The sequence below is a fragment of the Streptomyces sp. RPT161 genome (genome assembly GCF_027533845.1).
Taxonomy (GTDB): Bacteria; Actinomycetota; Actinomycetes; order Streptomycetales; family Streptomycetaceae; genus Streptantibioticus_A; species Streptantibioticus_A silvisoli_A.
In genome coordinates, this window is the sequence record NZ_JAPZVN010000003.1 from 339,532 (window position 1) to 363,501 (window position 23,970).

Annotated in this window: 24 protein-coding genes; 1 reads left to right on the top strand and 23 read right to left on the bottom strand. The window is 70.9% G+C overall.

All coding sequences use genetic code 11. The annotated features are described in order from the left end of the window. Positions 1-199: 199 nt before the first annotated feature. The 12 genes from coaBC to pyrR all read right to left on the bottom strand — a co-directional run bounded on the left by coaBC (position 200) and on the right by pyrR (position 13,290). A complete protein-coding gene (coaBC, locus tag O5O46_RS09585) occupies positions 200-1,402 on the bottom strand; it encodes a bifunctional phosphopantothenoylcysteine decarboxylase/phosphopantothenate--cysteine ligase CoaBC (RefSeq protein WP_269854889.1) in 1,203 nt (400 codons plus the stop codon). A 136-nt stretch (positions 1,403-1,538) separates the two neighbouring features. After that, complete coding sequence (gene rpoZ / locus O5O46_RS09590; RefSeq protein ID WP_255929886.1) at positions 1,539-1,811, bottom strand: DNA-directed RNA polymerase subunit omega; 273 nt, start codon at positions 1,809-1,811, stop codon at positions 1,539-1,541. Positions 1,812-1,887: 76 nt separating this feature from the next. Next, entirely contained in the window at positions 1,888-2,484 is a 597-nt protein-coding gene (gmk, locus tag O5O46_RS09595; protein WP_269854890.1) for a guanylate kinase, read from the bottom strand. A gap of 49 nt (positions 2,485-2,533) precedes the next feature. Continuing rightward, on the bottom strand, positions 2,534-2,857 hold the full coding sequence (locus O5O46_RS09600; protein ID WP_255929890.1) for an integration host factor: 324 nt from the start codon (positions 2,855-2,857) through the stop codon (positions 2,534-2,536). Between the two features lie 262 nt (positions 2,858-3,119). Then, entirely contained in the window at positions 3,120-3,968 is an 849-nt protein-coding gene (gene pyrF, locus O5O46_RS09605) for an orotidine-5'-phosphate decarboxylase (protein WP_269854891.1), read from the bottom strand. 103 nt (positions 3,969-4,071) lie between these two features. Then, the gene (locus tag O5O46_RS09610; RefSeq protein ID WP_269854892.1) at positions 4,072-5,178 is read right to left on the bottom strand and encodes a quinone-dependent dihydroorotate dehydrogenase; all 1,107 of its coding nucleotides are present in this window, start codon (positions 5,176-5,178) and stop codon (positions 4,072-4,074) included. A 140-nt stretch (positions 5,179-5,318) separates the two neighbouring features. Next, positions 5,319-8,630: a carbamoyl-phosphate synthase large subunit gene (gene carB / locus O5O46_RS09615; protein ID WP_269854893.1), complete on the bottom strand. Its 3,312-nt coding sequence runs from the start codon at positions 8,628-8,630 to the stop codon at positions 5,319-5,321. Then, positions 8,623-9,762: a glutamine-hydrolyzing carbamoyl-phosphate synthase small subunit gene (carA, locus tag O5O46_RS09620; protein ID WP_269854894.1), complete on the bottom strand. Its 1,140-nt coding sequence runs from the start codon at positions 9,760-9,762 to the stop codon at positions 8,623-8,625. The genes carB and carA overlap by 8 nt, the downstream gene beginning before the upstream one ends. After that, positions 9,759-10,325 carry a PH-like domain-containing protein gene (locus O5O46_RS09625; RefSeq protein WP_269854895.1) on the bottom strand — a complete coding sequence of 189 codons (567 nt, stop codon included), beginning with the start codon at positions 10,323-10,325 and terminating at the stop codon, positions 9,759-9,761. The genes carA and O5O46_RS09625 overlap by 4 nt, the downstream gene beginning before the upstream one ends. Next, the gene (locus O5O46_RS09630) at positions 10,322-11,623 is read right to left on the bottom strand and encodes a dihydroorotase (protein ID WP_269854896.1); all 1,302 of its coding nucleotides are present in this window, start codon (positions 11,621-11,623) and stop codon (positions 10,322-10,324) included. Before O5O46_RS09630 ends, O5O46_RS09625 begins: the two co-directional genes overlap by 4 nt. Next, on the bottom strand, positions 11,620-12,636 hold the full coding sequence (locus O5O46_RS09635) for an aspartate carbamoyltransferase catalytic subunit (protein WP_269854897.1): 1,017 nt from the start codon (positions 12,634-12,636) through the stop codon (positions 11,620-11,622). Before O5O46_RS09635 ends, O5O46_RS09630 begins: the two co-directional genes overlap by 4 nt. Positions 12,637-12,720: 84 nt before the next feature. Then, on the bottom strand, positions 12,721-13,290 hold the full coding sequence (pyrR, locus tag O5O46_RS09640; RefSeq protein ID WP_269854898.1) for a bifunctional pyr operon transcriptional regulator/uracil phosphoribosyltransferase PyrR: 570 nt from the start codon (positions 13,288-13,290) through the stop codon (positions 12,721-12,723). A 187-nt stretch (positions 13,291-13,477) separates the two neighbouring features. Here pyrR and bldD point away from each other — a divergent pair, with 187 nt between their 5' ends. Next, entirely contained in the window at positions 13,478-13,978 is a 501-nt protein-coding gene (gene bldD / locus O5O46_RS09645) for a transcriptional regulator BldD (protein WP_255929900.1), read from the top strand. Positions 13,979-14,084: 106 nt separating this feature from the next. On the opposite strand, the gene nusB is transcribed toward bldD, so the two are convergent. From nusB to ruvX, 11 genes are all read right to left on the bottom strand, one after another. Next, positions 14,085-14,513 (bottom strand): transcription antitermination factor NusB, encoded by a 429-nt coding sequence (gene nusB / locus O5O46_RS09650; protein WP_269854899.1) that lies wholly within the window; start codon positions 14,511-14,513, stop codon positions 14,085-14,087. A gap of 2 nt (positions 14,514-14,515) precedes the next feature. Next, complete coding sequence (efp, locus tag O5O46_RS09655) at positions 14,516-15,082, bottom strand: elongation factor P (RefSeq protein WP_269854900.1); 567 nt, start codon at positions 15,080-15,082, stop codon at positions 14,516-14,518. A gap of 49 nt (positions 15,083-15,131) precedes the next feature. Then, positions 15,132-16,238: an aminopeptidase P family protein gene (locus tag O5O46_RS09660; protein WP_269854901.1), complete on the bottom strand. Its 1,107-nt coding sequence runs from the start codon at positions 16,236-16,238 to the stop codon at positions 15,132-15,134. A 368-nt stretch (positions 16,239-16,606) separates the two neighbouring features. After that, positions 16,607-17,383, bottom strand: a complete 777-nt coding sequence (locus O5O46_RS09665) for an AAA family ATPase (RefSeq protein WP_269854902.1) — start codon at positions 17,381-17,383, stop codon at positions 16,607-16,609. A 147-nt stretch (positions 17,384-17,530) separates the two neighbouring features. Next, positions 17,531-17,971 carry a type II 3-dehydroquinate dehydratase gene (gene aroQ / locus O5O46_RS09670; protein WP_269854903.1) on the bottom strand — a complete coding sequence of 147 codons (441 nt, stop codon included), beginning with the start codon at positions 17,969-17,971 and terminating at the stop codon, positions 17,531-17,533. Next, positions 17,968-19,059 (bottom strand): 3-dehydroquinate synthase, encoded by a 1,092-nt coding sequence (gene aroB / locus O5O46_RS09675; RefSeq protein WP_269854904.1) that lies wholly within the window; start codon positions 19,057-19,059, stop codon positions 17,968-17,970. The genes aroQ and aroB overlap by 4 nt, the downstream gene beginning before the upstream one ends. After that, on the bottom strand, positions 19,056-19,601 hold the full coding sequence (locus O5O46_RS09680; RefSeq protein ID WP_269855152.1) for a shikimate kinase: 546 nt from the start codon (positions 19,599-19,601) through the stop codon (positions 19,056-19,058). Before O5O46_RS09680 ends, aroB begins: the two co-directional genes overlap by 4 nt. A 2-nt stretch (positions 19,602-19,603) precedes the next feature. Then, positions 19,604-20,788 (bottom strand): chorismate synthase, encoded by a 1,185-nt coding sequence (aroC, locus tag O5O46_RS09685; protein ID WP_269854905.1) that lies wholly within the window; start codon positions 20,786-20,788, stop codon positions 19,604-19,606. Between the two features lie 115 nt (positions 20,789-20,903). After that, complete coding sequence (locus O5O46_RS09690; RefSeq protein ID WP_269854906.1) at positions 20,904-21,758, bottom strand: shikimate dehydrogenase; 855 nt, start codon at positions 21,756-21,758, stop codon at positions 20,904-20,906. Further along, positions 21,758-23,401: an endolytic transglycosylase MltG gene (gene mltG, locus O5O46_RS09695; protein WP_269854907.1), complete on the bottom strand. Its 1,644-nt coding sequence runs from the start codon at positions 23,399-23,401 to the stop codon at positions 21,758-21,760. Before mltG ends, O5O46_RS09690 begins: the two co-directional genes overlap by 1 nt. 94 nt (positions 23,402-23,495) lie before the next feature. Beyond that, positions 23,496-23,960, bottom strand: a complete 465-nt coding sequence (gene ruvX / locus O5O46_RS09700) for a Holliday junction resolvase RuvX (protein ID WP_269854908.1) — start codon at positions 23,958-23,960, stop codon at positions 23,496-23,498. Positions 23,961-23,970 lie beyond the last annotated feature (10 nt).

Consider the following 23,970-nt stretch of genomic DNA (forward strand, 5'->3'; position numbering starts at 1 on the left):
TCGTGTCGAGGAAATAGACACGGTATCCGGATCTTTGTGTCCATCGTGACCTGCGACACCCTCCCGAACGTCATGACGATACGCCCTGGTGTTCGCCGGACGGACGGATTCCGCGCAGCGTTGGCCACACCGCCGCCCCGTGTTCACACCTCGGCCCACGGCTTCGGCGTGGCGTGACCCACCGGGACCCGGCGGCGGCTCACCAACGCTGGAGCACCAGGTCCCACACCACGTCGGCGAGCGCCTCCTTGGGGCCGTGGGGCACCGGGGTCCGGGTGCCGTCCGGGGCGAGCACCACGGCCTCGTTCTGCTCGGAGCCGAAGGTCTTGTGCTCGCCGACCTCGTTGACGACCAACAGATCGCAACCCTTACGAGTGAGTTTGGCGAGGCCGTTCGCCAGAACGTCGTCGGTCTCCGCGGCGAAGCCCACCACGATCTGCCCGGGTTGCGGGCGGGCCGCGGACAGCTCGGCGAGGATGTCCGGATTGCGCACCAGCTCAAGCGGCGCGGGCTCCTCGCCGTCCTTCTTCTTGATCTTGCCGGTGGCGTACCGGGCGGGCCGGAAGTCGGCGACGGCCGCCGCCATCACCACGGCGTCGGCGTTGGCCGCGGCCTTGAACACGGCCTCGTGCAGCTGCTGGGCGGTCTCGACGCGGACCACGTCCACCCCGGCCGGGTCGGCCAGCGCGGTGTTGGCGGCGACCAGGGTGACCCGTGCCCCACGGGCCACGGCGGTACGGGCGAGGGCGTAGCCCTGCTTGCCGGAGGAACGGTTCCCCAGGAAGCGCACCGGGTCCAGCGGCTCACGGGTGCCCCCGGCGCTGATCACCACGTGCCGACCGGCCAGGTCGGCGGCGGTCGCCGCGCCCCGGGCCAGCACCCGCTGGCAGACCTCGAAGATCTCGCCGGGCTCAGGCAGCCGCCCCTTGCCGGTGTCCACGCCGGTCAGCCGTCCGACGGCGGGCTCGACGACGATCGCGCCGCGGCCGCGCAACGTGGCCACGTTCTGCTGGGTGGCCGGGTGCTCCCACATCTCGGTGTGCATGGCGGGCGCGAAGACCACCGGGCAGCGTGCGGTGAGCAGGGTGTTGGTCAGCAGGTCGTCGGCGAGGCCGTGGGCGGCCTTGGCGAGCATGTCGGCGGTGGCCGGGGCGACCACGACGAGGTCGGCGTGCTGGCCGATCCGTACGTGCGGGACCTCGCTCACGGTGTCCCAGACGCGGGTGGAGACCGGGTTGCCGGACAGCGCCGCCCACGTGGCCTCTCCCACGAAGTGCAGCGCGGAGTCGGTGGGCACCACGCGCACGTCGTGCCCGGACTCGGTGAACCGCCGCAGCAGCTCGCACGCCTTGTACGCGGCGATGCCGCCGCTCACCCCCAGGACGACCTGTGGCCTGCCCATACGCCTCTCCCCGCCGAGCGGTTCGGGTACCCGGGCGGATACCCGTCTCCATACTGCGTCCGCCGGGAACCCGCCCCGGCCCAGACCACGGGCCCGGCAGCTGCGCCGCCGGGCCCGTGGTCTCGATGTGTCGCTGTCAGTGGGCCGGCGTGTCGACGGCCTCGGAGGTCAGCAGACCCGCGTTGATCTCGCGCAGCGCGATCGACAGCGGCTTCTCGTGCACGTGGGTGTCCACGAGCGGGCCGACGTACTCCAGCAGGCCCTCACCGAGCTGCGAGTAGTACGCGTTGATCTGGCGGGCACGCTTGGCCGCGTAGATCACCAGGCTGTACTTCGAGTCGGTGGCTTCGAGCAGCTCGTCGATCGGCGGGTTGATGATGCCCTCGGGCGTCGCGATGGAAGAGGACACTCTCTACCTACCCCTACTTGTGGAAAGAACTTGGACCTGGGTCAGCTCAGCTCGGCTCAGCGAACCCAGAAGTGGATCAGCAGACCCGCATCAAGGCTAGCAGTTCGCGTGCCACGTCCTCGACGGAGGTGTTGACCAGGGTGACGTCGAACTCGGACTCGGCCGCCAGTTCGACCCGGGCCGCGGCCAGTCGCCGCTCGATCACCTCGGCCGACTCGGTGCCCCGGCCGGTGAGCCGACGGACCAGCTCGTCCCAGCTGGGCGGGGCGAGGAAGACCAGCCTGGCCTCCGGCATGGTCTGACGAACCTGCCGCGCACCCTGCAGATCGATCTCCAGCAGTACCGGAACGCCGGCTTCGAGGTGCTCGAGCACGGCCTGCCGCGGGGTCCCGTAGCGGTTGCCCGCGAACTCCGCCCACTCCAGCAGCTCACCGTTGGCGATCAGCTTGTCGAACTCGTCGTCGTCGACGAAGTGGTACTGCACCCCGTCCCGTTCGCCCGGCCGGGGCCTGCGGGTGGTGACGGAGACCGACAGCCAGACTTCGGGGTGGACCTTGCGCAGGTAGCCGACGACCGTGCTCTTGCCGACCCCGGAGGGGCCGGAGAGCACGGTCAGCCGGGGTTGCTTGGCCGGAGGTTCGGGGGTTTCCCCCCGGGGGACCGCATCGCTCATGGAGCGATTATCCCGGTTCCCCGGCCATGCGGAAAACGACGGTTGAACGTCAGGCGCCGGTGCTGCCGAACTCACGCTCCAGAGCGGCGATCTGGTTGGAGCCGAGACCCCGCACCCGACGGCTCTCGGAGATGCCGAGCCGCTCCATGAGCTGCTTGGCGCGGACCTTGCCCACGCCGGGCAGGGACTCCAGCAGAGCGGAGACCTTCATCTTGCCGATGACATCGTTCTCCTGCCCCTGCTTGATGACCTCGTGGAGGGAGGCCCCGGAGTGCTTGAGACGATTCTTGACCTCGGCGCGCTCCCGGCGAGCCGCGGCGGCCTTCTCTAGCGCGGCAGCGCGCTGTTCAGGGGTTAGGGGCGGTAGAGCCACGCCTACGTCACCTCGGAAGTAGAACTGTCGGATACGGACCGGTGAGGAACCTAGTTGCTCCACACCTACAGAGCAACGAGCAACGCGCTTCCTTGCGTTCTCCTGTCGGAGACTAGCGGGCGAACCCGCTCCCGTCAGCGAGAACAGGCGAAAAGTCCAGGTCAGACTTGATCTCGCGGTACTTTTCGGGCATATCGGACAGAGTTCTTCTGTGCATGACTGCGTTGGGTATCCGCAAGGCCACGTTCCGCCCCCTTCGCCCTCAGTCGCCGACCACCGTCCGGACCTCGTCGGCGATCCGCTCGGCCGCCGCGCGCAGCGCCGCGGTGTCCGGTCCGTGCCGCAGGACGTCCCGGCTGACGCTCGGCAGCACGTTGCGCAGCGCCGATCCGAAGACCGCGGGCAGGTCGGCCGGGGTCGCGCCCTGCGCGCCGATGCCGGGAGCGAGCAGCGGCCCACCGGTGTCAAGGTCGATCCCTGCCTCGGCGACCGTGGCGCCCAGAGTCGCGCCGACCACCGCGCCGAACGAGCCCAGCGGCCGCTCCCCCGCGTTCTCCTCGCGCAGGTGGCCGAGAACCGTCGCGGCCACCGTGCTTCCGTCGGCCCCGGTCGCCCGCTGCACCTCGGCGCCCTCCGGGTTGGAGGTGAGCGCCAGCGCGAAGATCCCGGTGCCGCAGGCGCGGGCCAGTTCCACGGCCGGACGCAGCGACCCGAACCCCAGGTAAGGGCTGACCGTGACCGCGTCGCTGAACAGCGGGCTCGCCGGATCGAGGTAGGTGGCGGCGTACGCGGCCATGGTGGAGCCGATGTCACCGCGCTTGGCGTCCATCAGCACCAGCGCGCCGGCGGCCCGCGCGTCGGCCACCGTGCGCTCCAGCACCGCGACGCCGCGCGAGCCGAACCGCTCGAAGAACGCGGACTGCGGCTTGAGCACCGCGACCCGGTCGGCCAGCGCCTCCACCACGGTCCGGGAGAAGCGCTCCAGACCCGCCGGATCGTCGGCCAGGTCCCAGGCGGCCAGCAGGGAGGCGTGCGGGTCGATCCCCACGCACAGCGGACCACGGGTGTCCATGGCCCGCCGCAGCCGGGCGCCGAAGGGGTCGAGGGTCATGGGGCTTCTCCTTGTTCGCTTCTGCGCCGTTTGCTTCTGCGCCCGCGGGGGGACAGCGCGGGACTCGTCGTCGGATACCGGTCGTGCGCGTCGTGCGCGACGCTCACGCGTCCTTCTTGACCGCGGCGCCGACGGCGTCGGCGAGGGTGGGGTACGGGCTGGCCTTGAGCCGTTCGGCCAGCCCCTTGTGGATCGCACGGCACCAGAAGGGGCCCTGGTAGATGAAGGCGCTGTAGCCCTGGACCAGCGAGGCGCCCGCCAGGATCCGCTCCCAGGCGTCGTCCGCGGTCTCGACGCCGCCGACGCCGACCAGCGTGACCCGGTCGCCGACCCGCGCGTACAGCCTGCGCAGCACCTCCAGCGAGCGGGCCTTGAGCGGCGCCCCGGACAGTCCGCCCGCGCCGATGGCCTCGACGGCCGCCGAGTCGGTCTTCAGGCCGTCCCGGCCGATCGTGGTGTTGGTGGCGATGATGCCGTCCAGGCCGAGTTCCACCGCGAGGTCGGCGACGGCGTCGATGTCCTCGTCCGCCAGGTCGGGCGCGATCTTCACCAGCAGCGGTACGCGGCGGCCGGTGACGGTGCGGTCGGCGGCCTGGCGCACCGCGCCGAGCAGCGGGCGCAGGTGCTCGACGGCCTGGAGGTTGCGCAGGCCGGGGGTGTTGGGCGAGGAGACGTTGACCACGAGGTAGTCGGCGTACCGCGCCAGGCGCTCGGTGGACGTCACGTAGTCGGCGACGGCTTCCGCCTCGGGGACGACCTTGGTCTTGCCGATGTTGACGCCGAGCACCGGCTTGAAGACCGGCCTGCGGGCGGCCAGCCGGGCGGCGACGGCGGCCGAGCCGTCGTTGTTGAAGCCCATCCGGTTGATCAGGGCGCGGTCCTGGACCAGCCGGAACAGCCGCTTCTTGGGGTTGCCGGGCTGCGGCTGGGCGGTGACGGTGCCGATCTCGACGTGGTCGAAGCCGAGCATCGCCATGCCGTCGATGGCGGTCGCGTTCTTGTCGAACCCGGCGGCGAGGCCGAACGGCCCGTGCATCCGCTTGCCGAACACCTCGGTGCGCAGCTCCCGGTGGCGCGGCGCCAGGACGGCGGCGGCGAACGTGCGCAGCACTGGGATCCGGGCCACGCCACGGATCCAGCCGAAGGCCAGGTGGTGCGCCCGCTCCGGATCGAGCCGGGTGAAGAAGAGTTTGAAGAAAACAGAGTACATGGCGGCGGGCCTTCTACGGTGGGGCAACTGCGGCCCACAGGGCCTGAGTTGGGCGCGGCCGGTAGCGGCCACGCGTGCCGGGGGGTTGTGCCCACCCGTGCCGCCCTGCGGCACGGGTGGGCACAACCCCCGGGGTTCCGCTACTTCGCGCGGGCCGCGGTCAGATGCGCCGCGTGCTCCTGGAGTGACCGTACGCCGACCTCGCCGCCGCCAAGGGCGTCGATGCCCTGTACGGCCGCGGCCAGTGCCTGGACGGTGGTCAGGCACGGCACGCCGCGGGCGACGGCGGCGGTACGGATGTCGTAACCGTCGAGACGGCCGCCGGTGCCGTAGGGGGTGTTGACGATCAGGTCGACCCGGCCGTCGTGGATGAGCTGGACGATGGTGGGCTCGCCGTTGGGGCCGGTGCCCTCGCTCTGCTTGCGCACCGCGGTGGCCTCGATGCCGTTGCGCCGCAGCACCTCGGCGGTACCGGAGGTGGCCAGCAGTTCGAAGCCGTGGTCGACCAGGGCGCGGGCCGGGAAGATCATGGCCCGCTTGTCGCGGTTGGCGATCGAGATGAACGCCCGTCCCTTGGTGGGCAGCGCGCCGTAGGCAGCGGCCTGGGACTTGGCGTAGGCGGTGCCGAAGACCGCGTCGATGCCCATGACCTCGCCGGTGGAGCGCATCTCCGGACCGAGGATGGTGTCCACCCCGCGTCCGGTGGCGTCGCGGAACCGGCTCCACGGGAGCACGGCCTCCTTGACGGAGATGGGCGCGTCCAGCGGCAGGGTGCCGCCGTCGCCGCTGCTGGGCAGGATGCCCTCGGCGCGCAGCTCGGCGATGGTGGCGCCCAGCGAGATCCGGGCGGCGGCCTTCGCCAGCGGTACCGCGGTCGCCTTGGAGGTGAACGGGACGGTACGCGAGGCGCGCGGGTTGGCCTCCAGGACGTAGAGGATGTCCCCGGCCAGCGCGAACTGGATGTTGATCAGACCGCGGACCCCAACACCCTTGGCGATGGCCTCGGTTGAGGCGCGCAGCCGCTTGATGTCGTAGCCGCCCAGGGTCATCGGCGGCAGCGCGCAGGCGGAGTCGCCGGAGTGGATTCCGGCCTCCTCGATGTGCTCCATCACGCCGCCGAGGTACAGCTCGGTGCCGTCGTAGAGGGCGTCGACGTCGATCTCGATGGCGTCGTCGAGGAACCGGTCGACCAGTACCGGCCGGTCCGGGCTGATCTCGGTGGACTCCGCGATGTACGCGGACAGCCGCGCCTCGTCGTAGACGATCTCCATGCCCCGGCCGCCCAGCACATACGAGGGGCGTACCAGCACCGGGTAGCCGATCTCGTCGGCGATGGCCTTGGCCTGTTCGAAGGTGGTGGCGGTGCCGTGCTTGGGCGCGGGCAGCCCGGCTTCGGTGAGCACCCGGCCGAACGCGCCGCGGTCCTCGGCGAGGTGGATCGCCTCCGGTGAGGTGCCCACCACCGGAACGCCGTTGTCCTTCAGCGCCTGCGCCAGGCCCAGCGGCGTCTGGCCGCCGAGCTGCACGACGACGCCGGCGATGGGACCCGCCTGGGTCTCGGCGTGCACGATCTCCAGCACGTCCTCCAGGGTGAGCGGCTCGAAGTACAGCCGGTCGGAGGTGTCGTAGTCGGTGGAGACCGTCTCCGGGTTGCAGTTGACCATCACGGTCTCATAGCCCGCCGCCGACAGCGCGAACGAGGCGTGCACACATGAGTAGTCGAACTCGATGCCCTGGCCGATGCGGTTGGGCCCGGAGCCCAGGATGATCACCGCGGGCTTCTCGCGCGGCGCGACCTCGCTCTCCTCGTCGTACGACGAGTAGAAGTACGGGGTCCTGGCGGCGAACTCGGCTGCGCAGGTGTCGACCGTCTTGTAGACCGGGCGCACGCCCAGCGCGTGCCGTACCTCGCGCACGACCTCCTCGCGCAGGCCGCGGATCTCGGCGATCTGGACGTCGGAGAACCCGTACCGCTTGGCCTCGGCCAGCAGCTCGGGGTCCAGCCGGTCGGCGGCGGCCAGCTCGTCGGCGACCTCCTTGATCAGGAACAGCTGGTCGACGAACCACGGGTCGATGCGGGTCGCCTCGAAGACCTCCCGCGCGCCGGCGCCCGCCCGGATCGCCTGCATCACCGTGTTGATCCGGCCGTCGGTGGGGATCCGCGCGGCGGCCAGCAGCTTGCCCTTGTCGCCCGGGTCGCCGACGAAGGTGAACTGCGAGCCCTTCTTCTCCAGCGACCGCAGCGCCTTGTTCAGGGCCTCGGGGAAGTTGCGGCCGATCGCCATCGCCTCGCCGACCGACTTCATCGTGGTGGTCAGCGTGGCGTCGGCGGCCGGGAACTTCTCGAACGCGAACCGCGGCACCTTCACGACCACGTAGTCGAGCGTCGGCTCGAAGGACGCCGGGGTCTGCTCGGTGATGTCGTTGGGGATCTCGTCCAGCGTGTAGCCGACGGCCAGGCGGGCGGCGATCTTCGCGATCGGGAAGCCGGTGGCCTTCGACGCCAGCGCCGAGGAACGCGAGACCCGCGGGTTCATCTCGATGACGATGACCCGGCCGTCCTCCGGGTTGACCGCGAACTGGATGTTGCAGCCACCGGTGTCCACTCCGACCTCACGGATGACCGCGATACCGATGTCCCGCAGGATCTGGTACTCGCGGTCGGTCAGCGTCATCGCCGGGGCGACGGTGATCGAGTCACCGGTGTGCACACCCATCGGGTCGAAGTTCTCGATGGAGCAGACGACCACGACGTTGTCGTGCTTGTCGCGCATCAGCTCCAGCTCGTACTCCTTCCACCCCAGGATCGACTCCTCAAGGAGCACCTCGGTGGTGGGCGAGAGCGCCAGCCCCTGACCCGCGATCCGGCGCAGCTCGTCCTCGTCGTGCGCGAAACCGGAACCGGCGCCGCCCATGGTGAACGACGGGCGCACCACGACCGGGTAGCCGCCGAGCCGCTCGACCCCGGCCAGCACATCGTCCATGGTGTGGCAGATCACCGAACGGGCGGACTCACCATGCCCGATCTTGGCGTTGACCGCCTCGACCACGGCCTTGAACTGCTCGCGGTCCTCGCCCTTGTGGATCGCCTCGACGTTGGCGCCGATCAGCTCGACGCCGTACTTGTCCAGCACTCCCTGCTCGTGCAGGGAGATCGCGGTGTTCAGCGCGGTCTGGCCGCCCAGGGTGGGCAGCAGCGCGTCGGGGCGCTCCTTGGCGATGATCTTCTCGACGAACTCCGGGGTGATCGGCTCGACATAGGTGGCGTCGGCGATCTCCGGGTCGGTCATGATCGTCGCCGGGTTGGAGTTGACCAGGATGACCCGCAGGCCCTCGGACTTGAGCACCCGGCAGGCCTGGGTACCGGAGTAGTCGAACTCGGCCGCCTGGCCGATGACGATCGGGCCGGAGCCGATGACCAGGACGGACTGGATGTCGGTGCGCTTAGGCACGCTGGCCCTCCATCAGGGAGACGAAGCGGTCGAACAGGTAGGCCGCGTCGTGCGGGCCCGCCGCCGCCTCGGGGTGGTACTGGACGCTGAAGGCGGGGGTGTCGAGGCACTCCAGGCCCTCGACCACGTCGTCGTTGAGGCAGACGTGGGAGACCCGCACCCGCCCGTACGGGGTCTCGGAGTCACGGTCGAGCGGCGCGTCGACGGCGAAGCCGTGGTTGTGCGCGGTGACCTCGACCTTGCCGGTGGAACGGTCCTGCACCGGCTGGTTGATGCCCCGGTGGCCGTACTTGAGCTTGTACGTGCCGAAGCCGAGCGCCCGGCCCAGGATCTGGTTGCCGAAGCAGATGCCGAAGAACGGCGTCCCGCGCTCCAACACCCCCTGCAACACGGACATCTGGTGGTCGGCGGTGGCCGGATCGCCCGGACCGTTGGAGAAGAACACACCGTCCGGACCCGCCGCGTAGATGTCCTCCAGCGTGGCGGTGGCGGGCAGCACATGCACCTCGATGCCGCGCTCGGCCATCCGCTGCGGGGTCATCGCCTTGATGCCCAGGTCGACCGCGGCCACGGTGAACTTCCTGGTGCCGACGGCAGGGATGACGTACGGCTCGGTGGTGGCCACCTCGGCGGCCAGGTCGGCACCCTTCATCTGCGGGGACGCCTGGACCTTGGCCAGCAGAATCGCTTCGTCAGCGATCGCCGCGCCGGAGAAGATGCCGACCCGCATCGCACCGCGCTCACGCAGGTGCCGGGTGAGCGCCCGGGTGTCGACACCGCTGATGCCGACCACGCCCTGGGCGGTCAGTTCCTCGTCGAGCGAGCGCTGGGCACGCCAGTTGGACGAGACGCGCGCCGGATCGCGGACCACGTAGCCGGAGACCCAGATGCGCCTGGACTCCGGGTCCTCGTCGTTGACGCCGGTGTTGCCGACGTGCGGCGCGGTCATGACCACGACCTGGCGGTGGTAGGAGGGATCGGTCAGCGTCTCCTGGTAGCCGGTCATCCCGGTGGAGAACACCGCCTCCCCGAAGGTCTCCCCCACCGCCCCGTAGGCACGGCCGCGGAAGGTGCGGCCGTCCTCCAGGACGAGTACGGCGGGGATGCGGGCTCCCCTGGTGGAGGTGGTCATCGTGCGCCTTCCTTGGTGGTGTTCAGGTTGCTGAGTGCGGTGACCCACTCGGGGTGCTCGGCGGGGTGCTCGGAGCGGAACCCGGAGTCGATCAGCCGGTCGCCGTGCTGCCAGGTGATCACCAGCAGTCCGCCCTCGGGGACGACCTTGCCCGCGATGCCCTTGTCCAGTCGGGCGCCGCGCAGCGCCTCGGCCGGGATGAAGAAGTCGGTGGCGGCCGGCCGGCGCACCGCCACGCCCTGCTCGGTCAGGGTCAGTTCGACGAGGCTGCGGGTGCCCAGGCCGCGGGCGGCGATCCGGTCCAGCCAGTCACCGGCCGTGGTGCTGGCGTGGTAGCGGCCGGACAGCTCCGCGAGCGGCTCACCCAGGTTGTCGGGGATCCGCGGCAGCTCGGGCAGGTCGGACTGGCGGGCGGCCCGCTTGCGCCAGGCCCGCCACATCAGCCAGTAGACAAGGGCGATGAGGGCCAGCAGCGCGACGACCCACAGCAGTCGGTCGCCGAGGTCGGTGACCTTCGCCGAGTGCTTGTCAACCGCCTGCGTTACGTACGTTGTCGCGTTCACGTGAGCTTCCCGTCCATGACCGTCGCCTTGCCCCGCAGGAAGGTGGCGGTCACCTGGCCCGGCAGCTCAAGCCCCTGGTACGGGGTGTTGCGGCTGCGGGAGGCGAAGCCGGCGGGGTTCACCACACCACGGTATGCCGGATCCACCAGCGTGAGGTTGGCGGGCTCACCGGCGGCGATCGGACGGCCGTGACCGCCGAGGCGCCCGATGGCGGCCGGGCGGAACGACATCCGGTCGGCGACCCCGGACCAGTCCAGCAGGCCGGTGTCGACCATCGTGTGCTGGACCACGGACAGCGCGGTCTCCAGGCCCACCATGCCCATGGCGGCGGCGCCCCACTCGCAGTCCTTGTCCTCGTGCGGATGCGGCGCGTGGTCCGTGGCGACGCAGTCGATGGTGCCGTCGGCCAGCGCCTCGCGCAGCGCCATGACGTCGGCCTCGGTGCGCAGCGGCGGGTTGACCTTGTAGACCGGGTTGTACGAGCGCACCAGTTCGTCGGTGAGCAGCAGGTGGTGCGGGGTGACCTCGGCGGTGACGTTCCAGCCCTTGGACTTCGCCCAGCGCACCAGCTCCACCGAACCGGCGGTCGACAGATGGCAGATGTGCACCCGCGAGCCGACGTGCGCGGCGAGCAGCACGTCACGGGCGATGATCGACTCCTCGGCGACCGCGGGCCAGCCGCGCAGGCCGAGTTCGGCGGAGACGATGCCCTCGTTCATCTGGGCGCCCTCGGTGAGCCGGGGCTCCTGGGCGTGCTGGGCGATGACCCCGTCGAAGGCCTTCACGTACTCCAGGGCGCGGCGCATGATCACCGCGTCGTCCACGCACTTGCCGTCGTCGGAGAAGACGCGTACGCCCGCGGCGGAGTCGTGCATGGCACCCAACTCGGCGAGCTTCTTGCCCTCCAGGCCCACGGTGACGGCGCCGACCGGCTGTACGTCGCAGTAGCCGGACTCCCTGCCGAGCCGCCAGACCTGCTCCACCACACCGGCGGTGTCGGCGACCGGGAAGGTGTTGGCCATGGCGTGCACGGCGGTGTAGCCGCCGACGGCGGCGGCGCGGGTGCCGGTGAGCACGGTCTCGGAGTCCTCGCGGCCGGGCTCGCGCAGATGGGTGTGCAGGTCGACCAGGCCGGGGAGGAGGACCTGCCCCTGTGCGTCGATGACCGTGGCGCCTTCAGCGCTGGAGACGGTCAGGTCGCTGCCGACGGCGGTGATGGTCTCGTCGACGATGATGACGTCCTGCGGTTCGCCGCCGAGTACCCTCGCGCCGCGGATCAGGGTCTTGCCGGTCGTCACTTGTTCTCCTCGGTGCGGTTCTCGGACAGGGCGGGCTCGTTGCCGCCGAGCAGCAGGTACAGGACAGCCATCCGGACGCTGACGCCGTTGCCGACCTGTTCGACGGCGGTGCAGCGGTCGGAGTCGGCGACCTCGGCGGTGATCTCCATGCCGCGGTTCATGGGGCCCGGGTGCATCACGATGGCGTGCTCGGGCAGTGCGGCCATGCGCGTCGCGTCGAGCCCGTAGCGGCGGGCGTACTCGCGCTCGGTGGGGAAGAACGCGGCGTTCATCCGCTCGTTCTGCACCCGCAGCATCATCACCGCGTCGGACTTGGCCAGCACGGAGTCGAGGTCGTAACTGACGTCGCAGGGCCAGGTCTCCACCCCGATCGGCAGCAGGGTGGGCGGCGCGACCAGGGTGACGTGGGCGCCCAGCGTGCCCAGCAGATGGACGTTGGAGCGGGCGACGCGGCTGTGCAGCACGTCGCCGACGATGGTGATCCGGCGCCCGGCGAGGTCGCGTCCGGTGCCGTCGCCGGGGCCGTCCTGGTGGCGGGTGGGGCCGCCGTCGGGGGCGCCGGCGAGGTGGCGGCGCATGGTGAAGGCGTCCAGCAGGGCCTGGGTGGGGTGCTCGTGGGTGCCGTCGCCCGCGTTCACCACGGAGCCGTTGATCCAGCCGGAGGTGGCCAGCCGGTGCGGGGCGCCGGAGGCGTGGTGGCGGATGACGACGGCGTCGGCGCCCATCGCCTCCAGGGTGAGCGCGGTGTCCTTCAGCGACTCGCCCTTGGAGACCGAGGAGCCCTTGGCGGAGAAGTTGATGACGTCCGCCGAGAGCCGTTTGGCGGCGGCCTCGAAGGAGATCCGGGTGCGGGTGGAGTCCTCGAAGAAGAGGTTGACCACGGTGCGCCCGCGCAGCGTGGGCAGCTTCTTGATCGGGCGGTTGGCGACGCGGGCCATCTCCTCCGCGGTGTCGAGGATCAGCAGGGCGTCGTCACGGGTGAGGTCGGCGGCCGAGATGAGGTGGCGCTTCATCGGGTTCACTCCGGAGGGTACGGATATGCGGCAGGGCTGCGAGGCGCGCGGACAGGGCGGTCCGGGCGCGGCGGCGGGTGTGCCCTATTCGTCGTGGGAGCCGGGCTTGACGCCCAGCAGAACGCAGTCCCGGCCGTCGTTCTCGGCCAGCTGGACCTTGACGGTCTCGCGCAGCGAGGTCGGCAGGTTCTTGCCGACGTAGTCGGCACGGATCGGCAGTTGGCGGTGGCCGCGGTCGACCAGTACGGCGAGCTGGACGGCGCGCGGTCGGCCGATGTCGTTGATCGCGTCGAGGGCCGCGCGGATGGTGCGGCCGGAGAACAGCACGTCGTCGACGAGGATGACCAGGCGGCCGTCGATTCCGTCGCCCGGGATCTCGGTGCGGGCGAGCGCGCGCGCCGGGCCGAGCCGCAGGTCGTCGCGGTACATGGTGATGTCGAGGGCGCCCACCGGCGTCTTGCGGCCGGTGATCTCGGCGAGCTTGTCGGCGAGCCTGCGGGCGAGAAAGACCCCGCGGGTGGGGATGCCGAGGAGCACCACGTCGTCGGCGCCCTTGGCGCGTTCGACGATCTCGTGGGCGATACGGGTGAGGACCCGTGCGATGTCCGGCGCTTCCAGGACTGGGCGCACCGGTGTGGAACGGTCGTCGACCATGGGTCGTGAGACCTCCTTCCCCGCCTCACGGGACGGGCATTAAAGGACGTCAGGGGTACGTAGTCACGGTACCAGGCCGGGCGGACGGCTCTTTTCCGGGGGTCATCCGGAACCATTCCGCTTGACGAAGCCAAATTACGCTGCGTAACCTCACAGTGAGTTACCAAGTGTCCATCCGGGGAGCCTTATGTCCAGCGATTACGCCAAACAGCTCGGAGCGAAGCTCCGAGCGATCCGCACGCAGCAGGGTCTCTCCCTCCACGGCGTCGAGGAGAAGTCCCAGGGCCGCTGGAAGGCCGTCGTCGTCGGCTCCTACGAGCGTGGCGACCGCGCGGTGACCGTGCAGCGGCTCGCCGAGCTGGCCGACTTCTACGGGGTCCCGGTGCAGGAGCTGCTGCCCGGCAGCGCCCCCGGTGGCGCCGCCGAGCCGCCGCCGAAGCTCGTGCTCGACCTGGAGCGGCTGGCCCAGGTGCCGTCCGAGAAGGCGGGCCCGCTGCAGCGGTACGCCGCGACCATCCAGAGCCAGCGCGGCGACTACAACGGCAAGGTGCTCTCGATCCGCCAGGACGACCTGCGCACCCTCGCCGTGATCTACGACCAGTCGCCCTCGGTGCTGACCGAGCAGCTGATCGGCTGGGGTGTGCTGGACGCCGACGCGCGTCGGGCAGTGCAGCCAGAGGAGGGCTGAGCCCATAGGTGCCTTTGGCACCTGTGTTGCAGAAACGTCCCACTGAGTGCATCAGCGCAGAGGGCCCGGAACACCTTGTGTTCCGGGCCCTCTCGCGTTCGGTGCGTCACTGGGTGCGCAGCGTCGGCTTGAGCTCCTTCAGCCGGGCCAGCAGGCCGTTGACGAAGGACGGCGACTCGTCGGTGGAGAACTCCTTGACGAGCTGCACCGCCTCGTCCAGCACCACCGCGTCCGGGATGTCGTCCTCCCAGAGCAGCTCGTACGCGCCGAGCCGCAGCACGTTGCGGTCCACCGCGGGCATCCGGTCCATGGTCCAGCCGACCGCGTAGGTGGCGATCAGCTCGTCGACCCGTGCGGCGTGGTCCTCGTAACCCTCGACGAGCCGCATCGTGTACTCGGTGACGGGCGGCTGTCGGTCGTCGGTCCGGGCGAGCCGGATCCAGTCCGCCATGACGGTCCTGGGCGCGGCGCCGCGCTGGTCCGCCTCGAAGAGGATCTGGAAAGCGCGCTTGCGGGCCTTGGTACGGGCAGCCACGGTTAGCTGTTCACCCGGCCGAGGTAGTCACCAGTGCGGGTGTCCACCTTGATCTTCTCACCGGTGGTGATGAACAGCGGGACCTGGATCTCGTAGCCGGTCTCCAGCGTGGCGGGCTTGGTGCCGCCGGTGGAGCGGTCACCCTGCACACCCGGCTCGGTGTTCTGGATGGTGAGCTCGACTGCGGCCGGGAGCTCGACGTAGAGGACCGAGCCCTCGTGCGTCGCCACGACGGCCTCGAAGCCCTCGATCATGAAGTTGGCGGCGTCGCCAACGGACTTGCGGTCCACGTGGATCTGGTCGTAGGTGTCCATGTCCATGAAGACGAAGTACTCGCCGTCCATGTACGAGAACTGCATTCCGCGCTTGTCGACGGTGGCCGTCTCGACCTTCACGCCTGCGTTGAAGGTCTTGTCGACGACCTTGCCGGAGAGCACGTTCTTGAGCTTGGTGCGGACGAAGGCAGGGCCCTTGCCCGGCTTGACGTGCTGGAACTCAACGACGGACCAGAGCTGGTCGCCGTCGAGCTTGAGCACCATGCCGTTCTTGAGGTCGTTCGTGCTGGCCACGGTCGCGGAATCTCCTGAGAGTGCTGCATCGGAAACCAGAAAGCGCCCGCTACAAGGCGAGCAGTTCCTTGGTCGTGATGGTGAGTAGCTCGGGCCCGCCGTCCGCCGTGGGGCGTACGACGAGTGTGTCGTCGATCCGGACACCGCCCCGGTCCGGGAAGTGGACCCCCGGCTCGACGGTGACCGGCACACAAGCGTCCAGTTTACCCATGGCTGAGGGGGTGAGCCGAGGGTCCTCGTCGATTTCGAGTCCCACGCCGTGTCCGGTCCACGATCCGGCGGCCTCACCGTGGCCCGCCCGCTCCAGCACCCGGCGCGCGGCGAGGTCGACCTCCCGGCAGCTGGCGCCCGGTGCCAGGGCCTCGCGGCCGGCCCGCTGGGCGTCGAACACGACGTCGTACAGGTCGATCTGCCAGTTCGCCGGTGCGGCGCCGATGACAAAGGTACGGCCGACCTCGCAGCGGTAGCCGCGGTAGCAGGCGCCGAGGCAGACGGTCAGGAAGTCGCCCTCCTCGACCCGCCGGTCGGTGGGGCGGTGCCGGGCGGCGCCCGAGTGCGGGCCGGTGCCGACGTAGGTGGGGAAGGCGGGGCCGTCCGCGCCGTGGTCGGCGAGACGACGCTCCAGCTCCAGGGCGAGGTGCCGTTCGGTGCGGCCGACCAGGATGGACTCCAGCAGCTCGCCCAGCGCCTGGTCGGTGATCTCGGCGGCGATCCGCAGGCAGGCGATCTCCTCCTCGTCCTTGACCAGCCGCAGCTGCTCCACGGCCTGGCCGAGGTCGAGCAGGCGCAGGCTCGGCGTGACGGAGGCGATGGCCCGGTGCCGGGCGACGGTCAGATGGTGCTCCTCGACCGCGAGGCTGTCGGCGCCCAGGCCCGGGGCGAGGTCGGCCGCGGCCACCGCGGGGTCGCCGTCCGGCGACGGCAGCACCACGCGCCGCAGGTCGTCCGGTGGGGTGCCCTCGCCCGGTTCCCCGTACACCCGGCGGCGGTGGACCAGCAGGTCCTCCGCGGGCGCCAGCATCAGTACGGCGTCGGACGGCGCCCAGCCGGTCAGATAGCGGATGTTGGCGGGTCGGGAGACCAGCGCCGCGGCGGATCCAGCCGCCGAGCACCGCTCCCGTAGCCGCAACCGGCGGGAAGCGTGCACCTCGGACATGTGCCGAGCGTACGCAACACTCGCTCGCAAGACCTCCGGACCGGGTCCGGACGGGTCCCTGCGGGCCGTGTCCGCGCCCCCACGCCGGGCGGCGCCGGTGGGGGTTCTGTCCGCCGTCACGGCGGGAGGAAGTCCGCCACCGCGCGCCCCGGCGGGCCCTAATCGGCTTGCGGCCGGTTCGCACCGCCCGACTACGCCGCAGGGGTTGCCCGCCGTCGTGGGGGAAGAGACTTGGCCGCCGCGGGCACGGATACGCGGACGGAAGAACCTCGGTGGGCGCAAGCCCCGCCGGGGTCTGCGACGGGGTCCCGAGTGGCGGGTTCCGAGCGAGGCCGGGTGGGCGGGAGAGAAACCCCGGCGGGGACCGGCTAGTGGGCGGTGAGGGAGCGGGTCACGACGCGGTCCAGGGCCTCCGCCGTCGCGGGGACGTCCAGCTGGGAGTTGTCGATGATGGGCAGACCCGACCCGTACCAGCCCGCCATGCGGCCGTGGATACGGGCCACCTCCTCGTCGGACAGACGCCGGTTGCCGGTGCGCTCGGCGTTGCGGGCCAGTACGACCTCCAGGCCCGGCAGCAGGACCACGGGCAGCAGCCCGGGTCCGACGTGCCGTTTCCAGCCACCGAGGCCGACCACCGGCCGGTCCGGGAAGACCGCGTCGTCGATGATGCAGGAGATGCCGTTGGCCAGGAAGTTACGGGCGGAGAACCCGCAGGTGCGCCGGGCCAGCCGGTACTGCGCCTCGGAGTGCTCGTTCCAGCCGGACTGCGGATCGGCGAACCCGGACCGCACCCACTCCCGAACGTCGTCCAGGCTGATGTGCGCGGTCGGCGCACCGCGGTGGTCGGCCCAGTACCGCGCGACGGTGGTCTTGCCCGCCCCCGCCGGACCGATGAGCAGCACCGCGACCGGTGCGTACGAGGGGGCCGCCGGCATCGCCATGGCGGCCGGGGGCAGCGGGAAGTGCCCGGTGATGGCCGCCGGAGCCGGACCGGGCACCGGGCCCGGCGGCGCGGGCCACGGCGGAGGCACGGGCGGTTCCTGCGGGACCGGGCCGGAGCCGGGCCGTCCGTGCGGGGCCGGGGGGATCCAGCCAGCGGCACCCCCGTGAGGCGGTGGCAGCGGCACCCCCACAGCATGCTGCATCTCGGCGCACTCCGTCTCGTGCCGATCGGAACTGTGTCGGACCCCGGCGCTATGACCGGTCCGACACCGAACCGTACCGCCCCCGGCCGTAGTTGTGTGAACGACCAGGGGACGGTCAAGGTGCCCGGACAGACGTCCGGGCACCGTTCAGGCCGACAGTTCGTCGGCGAGCGCGCGCAGCGCCAACCGGTAGGAGCCGAGGCCGAATCCGGCGATGGTGCCGCTGGCCACCGCCGCGATGACCGAATTGTGGCGGAACTCCTCACGGGAGTACGGGTTGGAGATGTGCACCTCGATCAGCGGCGCGGTGCGCTGCGCCGCCGCGTCCCGCATCCCGTACGAGTAGTGGGTGAACGCCCCGGGGTTGAGAACGACCGGAATCGATCCATCGGCGGCCTCGTGCAGCCAACGGATCATCTCTCCCTCGTCGTTGGTCTCCCGGACCTCCACAGCGAAGCCGAGTTCCTTGCCGAGGGCGGTGCACTCCTCGACCAGCCCCGCGTAGGAGGTCGAGCCGTACACCTCCGGCTCCCGGCTCCCCAGGCGGCCCAGGTTCGGCCCGTTCAGCACGTAGACGGGACGCGTCACCCGGCCACCTCCGTGTACGCGGCGACCAGCAGGGCCGGGTCGGGGCCCTCCAGCACGGTGGGCTTGGCCAGACCGTCCAGCACGATGAAGCGCAGCCGGTCACCGCGCGACTTCTTGTCCACCTTCATGGTCTCCAGCAGCCTGGGCCACTGGTCGCCCTTGTAGGTCAGCGGCAGACCCACCGAGGAGAGCACCGCGCGGTGCCGGTCGGCTGTGGCGTCGTCCAACCGGCCGGCCAGGCGGCCGAGTTCGGCCGCGAACACCATGCCGACGGAGACCGCCGCGCCGTGCCGCCAGCTGTACCGCTCGTTCTTCTCGATGGCATGGGCCAGCGTATGACCGTAGTTGAGGATCTCCCGCAGCCCCGACTCCTTCAGGTCCTGCGAGACCACGTCGGCCTTCACCCGGATCGACCGCTCGATCAACTCCGCGGTGTGCGGACCGTCCGGGGTACGGGCCCCCTGCGGATCTGCCTCGATCAGGTCGAGGATCACCGGATCGGCGATGAAGCCCGCCTTGATGATCTCGGCCAGACCGCTGACGTAGTCGTTGACCGGCAGCGACTCCAGACAGGCCAGATCGCACAGCACCCCGGCGGGCGGATGGAAGGCACCCACCAGGTTCTTGCCCTCGGCGGTGTTGATGCCGGTCTTGCCGCCGACCGCGGCGTCCACCATCGCCAGTACCGTGGTCGGCACCGCGACCCACCGCACCCCGCGCAGCCAGGTGGCGGCGACGAATCCGGCCAGGTCGGTGGTGGCGCCACCGCCGACCCCGACGATCACATCGGTACGGGTGAACTGGGTCTGCCCGAGCACGCTCCAGCAGTACGCGGCCACCTCGGCGGACTTGGCCTCCTCGGCGTTCGGCAGTTGGATCGCGATCGCCTCGTAACCCTGCTCCGCGAGGTCGTCGCGGACCGCCTCTCCGGTGGCGGACAGCGCCTCCGGGTGCAGCACCGCGACGCGCTTGGCCTCCCGGCCGATCAACGCGGGCAGTTCGCCCAGCAGTTGGCGGCCGACCAGCACCTCGTAGGGGGCGCTGCCCGCGGTACCGCCGACCTGGACGCGGGTGGGTGTGTCGTTCATACCTTCCTCAGCTCCAGTACGTCGAGGACCTGGTCGGCGACGTCCTGCGGGGTGCGGTCATCGGTCGCCACGACGGCCCGTGCGACCTGGGTGTACAGCGGACGGCGGCGCTCCATCAACTCCCGCCACCGCTGCCGGGGGTTGACCGCCAGCAGCGGCCGGGGCGCGTCGAGCCCCACCCGGTGCACGGCGGTCGACAGGCCCACGTCGAGGAAGACCACCGGGCGTCCCAGCAGCGCCTCCCGGGTCCCCTCGTCCATGATCGAACCGCCGCCGAGGGAGAGCACCCCCGGGTGCTCGGCGAGCGCCGCGCGGACGGCGGCCCGCTCCAGCTCCCGGAAGTACGGCTCACCGTCCTCGACGAAGATGTCGGAGATGGCCCGGCCCTGGGCGGCCTCGATGTCGGCGTCGGTGTCCCGGTACGTGGTGCCCAGCCGTTCGGCGAGCACCCGGCCGATGGTGGACTTGCCCGCCCCAGGCGGCCCCACCAGCACGACGACGGGGCCGCGTTCCGGCTGCCCCTCGGCGACCTCGTGTGCCATGCTCACCGGATCACCAGGTTGTCGAGGTATCCGGTGACGTTGCGCCGGGTCTCGGCGACCGAGTCGCCGCCGAACTTCTCGGCCACGGCGTCCGCCAGCACCAGCGCGACCATCGCCTCGGCCACGATCCCCGCGGCGGGCACCGCGCAGACATCGGACCGCTGGTGGTGCGCCTGGGTGGGTTCACCGGTGGTGACGTCCACGGTCGCCAGCGCCCGCGGGACGGTGGCGATGGGCTTCATCGCGGCCCGTACCCGCAGGAGCTCACCGGTGGTGAGGCCGCCCTCGGTGCCGCCGGAGCGGCCGGAGGCGCGGCGGATTCCCTCCTCGGTGGGCAGGATCTCGTCGTGCGCCTTCGACCCCGGCACCCGGGCCAACTCGAAGCCGTCGCCCACCTCCACGCCCTTGATCGCCTGGATGCCCATCAGCGCGGCGGCCAGCCGGGCGTCGAGACGGCGGTCCCAGTGCACATGCGAGCCCAGGCCCACCGGTACCCCGTAGGCCAGCACCTCGACCACGCCGCCGAGGGTGTCGCCGTCCTTGTGCGCCTGGTCGATCTCGGCCACCATCGCCTCGCCGGCGGCGGAGTCCAGGCAGCGCACCGGGTCGGCGTCCAGCCGCTCGACGTCAGCGGGCTTGGGGTAGACGCCGTAGGGCGCCTTGGCCGCGCCCAACTCCACGACGTGCGAGACGATCTCGATGCCGGCGGTCTCCTTCAGGTACGACCGCGCCACCGTGCCGAGCGCCACGCGGGCCGCGGTCTCCCGCGCCGAGGCCCGCTCCAGCACCGGACGGGCCTCGTCGAAGCCGTACTTCTGCATGCCCGCCAGATCGGCGTGGCCCGGACGCGGCCTGGTCAGCGGGGCGTTGCGGGCCAGCTCGGCGAGTTCGGCCGGGTCGACCGGGTCGGCCGCCATGACCTTCTCCCACTTGGGCCACTCGGTGTTGCCCACCATGATCGCCACCGGCGATCCCAGGGTGAGACCGTGCCGCACCCCGCCGAGGAAGGTGACCTCGTCCCGCTCGAACTTCATCCGGGCGCCGCGGCCGTACCCCAGCCGCCTGCGGGCCAGGGCGTCCGCCACCATCTCCGTCGTCACCGGTACCCCCGCAGGCAGCCCCTCCAGTGTCGCCACCAGGGCCGGGCCGTGCGACTCCCCCGCCGTCAACCAGCGCAACCTACTCAACGGTGTTCCCTCTCTCCTGTGCCCGCCGGAAGTCCTCGAACCGCGAACGTCCTCGGATCCGATCCTCCCACGGGACACCGACAAGCCGGGCACCAGTCCGTCGAACGGACAGCACTCAACGTGCGGCGAGCGCCGCCTCCCCGGCCGCCCGCATCGCGGCGAGCGGCGCCGGGCGGCGGCCGGTCATCAGCTCGACCTGGAGCACCGCCTGGTGCACCAGCAGGTCCAGGCCGCCGACCAGCGCGCCGCCACGCGCCGACCAGGCCGCCGCCAGCGGCGTCGGCCACGGCTCGTAGAGCACGTCGAACAGCGCACCGGGCTGGTCCGGCACCTCGGCCGCGAGCGCGTCGGTGGCACCCGCGGGGGTGGTGGCGATCACCAGGGGGGCGGTGAAGGCGTCCGCCGCGGCCGACCAGTCCCGGGTGCGCACGGCCACGCCGAGCCGCTCCCCCCACTCCCGCATCTCGACGGCCCGCGCCTCGCTGCGCACGTAGGCGGTGACCTCGGCCGAGCAGATCCGGGCGAGCGCGGCCAGCGCGGAGGAGGCGGTGGCTCCGGCTCCCAGGATCGCCGCGGCGTCGACGCTGTCCACACCGCGTTCCCGCAGCGCGGCGACCATGCCGGGGATGTCGGTGTTCTCCCCGAGGCGCCGCCCGTCCGCGGTGAAGACGACGGTGTTGACGGCCTCCACGGACGCCGCCGTGTCGCTGATCTCGTCCAGCAGCGGGATCACCGCGCGCTTGAGCGGCATGGTCAGCGACAGCCCGGCCCAGGGCTTCCGGTCGTCGCCGATCGAGGCGAGGAAGCCGGGCAGCGCCGCCTCGTCCACCTCATGCCGTTCGTACTCCCAGCCCTCCAGGCCCAGGGCCCGGTAGGCGGCGCGGTGCAGCACCGGGGAGAGCGAGTGGGCGATGGGCGATCCGAGGACCGCCGCGCGGTGGGGCCGGGCGGCCCGGGAAGGGGTCGACATCAACCGCCGTGCTCCTGCTGGTACTTGTTGAATTCCGCCACGTTCCGCTGGTGTTGCGCGTAGTCGTTGGTGAACCGGGTGTCCCCCGGCTTGACGGTCACAAAGTACAGCCAGTTGCCGTCGGCCGGGTGGAGCGCGGCGTCGATCGCCTGGTGTCCGGGGTTGTCGATCGGTCCGGGCGGCAGGCCCTTGTGCAGATAGGTGTTGTACGGCGAGTCGAAGTGGGTGTCGGCGCTGGTGGTGTTCAGCGTCGAGCGGCCCTTGGCGTAGTTGATCGTCGAGTCGAAGCCGAGCGCCATGTTCTGCTGCAGGCGGTTGTAGATGACCCGGGAGACCTTTTGGAAGTCCTGCTTCTCCTGGGCCTCGGCCTGGATCAGGCTGGCGATGATGATGATCTCGTACGGGGTCCTGCCCATCTTGGCGGCCTGTGCTTCGAGGTCGTCCTTGCCGTATTCGGCCTCGGCCTGCTGGACCATCTGCTTGAGGAAGTCCACCGGTTTGGTCGACTTCCCGATGCTGTACTTGGTGGGGAACAGGAAGCCCTCGGGGTTGCCGTTGGCATAGGACGGCAGTCCGAGGTCGCCGCTCTTGGCGGCGTTCGCCGTGGTGCCGGACGGCAGGCCGAGCTTCTGGTCGATGGCCTGGTAGATCCGGGAGGCGCGCCAGCCCTCGGGGACGATCAGCGAGTTCTGGCTGCTGGGGTCGGTCATCATGGCGACCGCGGCGGCGGCCGACATCTCCTTGTGCAGGGTGTAGACACCGCCTTGGAGCGCCTTGTCGCCCACGGCCTTGGTGAAGGCCTCGACGCTCTTGACGACATCGTTCTGCTTGAGGATGTTGCCCATCTGGGCGACCGTGGCGCCGTTGGGGATCACGACCTGTACGTCGCCGGTGCCGTCGCCGGAGAAGTCGGGCGCCGAGGCGAAGTGCCGTTCCCAGTACCAGTACCCGCCGTAGCCGCCGCCTCCGATGAGCCCGAGGAGCACGACGAGGGCGACCAGGACGGCGCAGCCGCTGCGCTTCTTCTTGCCCTTGCGCTGGTCGTCGTCCGGGGCGTCCTCGTCGTCATCGTCATCGTCATCGCTGTCGACGAAGCGCTCGCGCTCCTCGCCGTCGGTGAGCGAGGCGCCGGTGAAGAACGGATGCCGCTCGGGCTCGTCGGCCTCCTCGTGGAACGCCGCCCATTCCGCGGTCTGTTCGGGATCGGACTGCGGCGCGGGCTGCGGGGGTAGATAGCCGTAGGGGTCGGCGTGCGCGGTGTCGGTGAATGCCTGGCCAGGCTGCTGAACATACGTTTCAGCAACGCCCGTGGCGTATGCGTCGTGCGTCGGCACGGCGTGCTGACCGGTCCAGTCGTACTGCTGCTGGCCGTCCCAGTGCGGCTGCTGCGGATACTGCTGGCCGCCGGAGTAGTGCGGGTCGACGTACCCGGGTTCCGCGTACTGCTGGCCGGGGTACTGCGCCTGCGGGTACTGCTGCTGCCCGGCGTAGTGCTGGGCGTCCGGGTACGGCTGCTGCGGCAACGGGTTGCCGTACTGGTCCCAACCGCCGTGCGACTGACCACGGTCCCACCCCTGGTCCCCGTAGAGGGGGTCGTCGGGGTGCCACGGTTCGGGACCGGGGCTTCGGCCGTAGTCGGTCATGCGTCTCCTGAATCGCGAGGCGGCACGTGGCCGACGCTCGTGGCGCCGCCCGTGGGGGCCCGCCTCTCCGGCGCGGAACGTTACCGTATCGCGATCAGATGACCACTTCGACGGTCTCGCCGGGCGGCCTGCCGGAGACCCGCTCGGTCTCCAACGCGCTCTGCAGGATGACCACCGCGGCGGCCTGGTCCACAACTGAGCGGCCCTTCTTGGCCTTTACCCCGGAGGCGCGCAGACCATGGGTGGCGGTGACGGTCGACATCCGCTCGTCCACCAGCCGCACCGGCACGGGTGTGATGATTTTCGCAAACTCCGTTGCGAAATCACGTGCCTTGGCGGCCGCCGGGCCCTCGCCCCCGCTGAGGGAGCGAGGCAGCCCGATGACCACCTCCAGGGGTTCGTACTCCTCGACGATGGCGGCGATGCGGCGGCGGGCCGCCTGGACGTCGCGGCCGGGGACGGTCTCCACGGGTGTGGCGATCAGCCCGTCGGGGTCGCACGAGGCGACCCCGATCCGGGCGTCCCCGACATCGACGGCGATCCGCCTGCCGCGTCGCATTGCCTGTCCT

Excerpts from the sequence above, each read along its gene's own strand:
- coaBC (WP_269854889.1), bottom strand. The coding sequence starts at position 1,402 with ATGGGCAGGCCACAGGTCGTCCTGGGGGTGAGCGGCGGCATCGCCGCG.
- gmk (WP_269854890.1), bottom strand. The coding sequence starts at position 2,484 with ATGAGCGATGCGGTCCCCCGGGGGGAAACCCCCGAACCTCCGGCCAAG.
- pyrF (WP_269854891.1), bottom strand. The coding sequence starts at position 3,968 with ATGACCCTCGACCCCTTCGGCGCCCGGCTGCGGCGGGCCATGGACACC.
- O5O46_RS09610 (WP_269854892.1), bottom strand. The coding sequence starts at position 5,178 with ATGTACTCTGTTTTCTTCAAACTCTTCTTCACCCGGCTCGATCCGGAG.
- carA (WP_269854894.1), bottom strand. The coding sequence starts at position 9,762 with ATGACCACCTCCACCAGGGGAGCCCGCATCCCCGCCGTACTCGTCCTG.
- O5O46_RS09635 (WP_269854897.1), bottom strand. The coding sequence starts at position 12,636 with ATGAAGCGCCACCTCATCTCGGCCGCCGACCTCACCCGTGACGACGCC.
- pyrR (WP_269854898.1), bottom strand. The coding sequence starts at position 13,290 with ATGGTCGACGACCGTTCCACACCGGTGCGCCCAGTCCTGGAAGCGCCG.
- bldD (WP_255929900.1), top strand. The coding sequence starts at position 13,478 with ATGTCCAGCGATTACGCCAAACAGCTCGGAGCGAAGCTCCGAGCGATC.
- O5O46_RS09660 (WP_269854901.1), bottom strand. The coding sequence starts at position 16,238 with ATGTCCGAGGTGCACGCTTCCCGCCGGTTGCGGCTACGGGAGCGGTGC.
- O5O46_RS09665 (WP_269854902.1), bottom strand. The coding sequence starts at position 17,383 with ATGCAGCATGCTGTGGGGGTGCCGCTGCCACCGCCTCACGGGGGTGCC.
- aroB (WP_269854904.1), bottom strand. The coding sequence starts at position 19,059 with ATGAACGACACACCCACCCGCGTCCAGGTCGGCGGTACCGCGGGCAGC.
- O5O46_RS09680 (WP_269855152.1), bottom strand. The coding sequence starts at position 19,601 with ATGGCACACGAGGTCGCCGAGGGGCAGCCGGAACGCGGCCCCGTCGTC.
- O5O46_RS09690 (WP_269854906.1), bottom strand. The coding sequence starts at position 21,758 with ATGTCGACCCCTTCCCGGGCCGCCCGGCCCCACCGCGCGGCGGTCCTC.
- mltG (WP_269854907.1), bottom strand. The coding sequence starts at position 23,401 with ATGACCGACTACGGCCGAAGCCCCGGTCCCGAACCGTGGCACCCCGAC.
- ruvX (WP_269854908.1), bottom strand. The coding sequence starts at position 23,960 with ATGCGACGCGGCAGGCGGATCGCCGTCGATGTCGGGGACGCCCGGATC.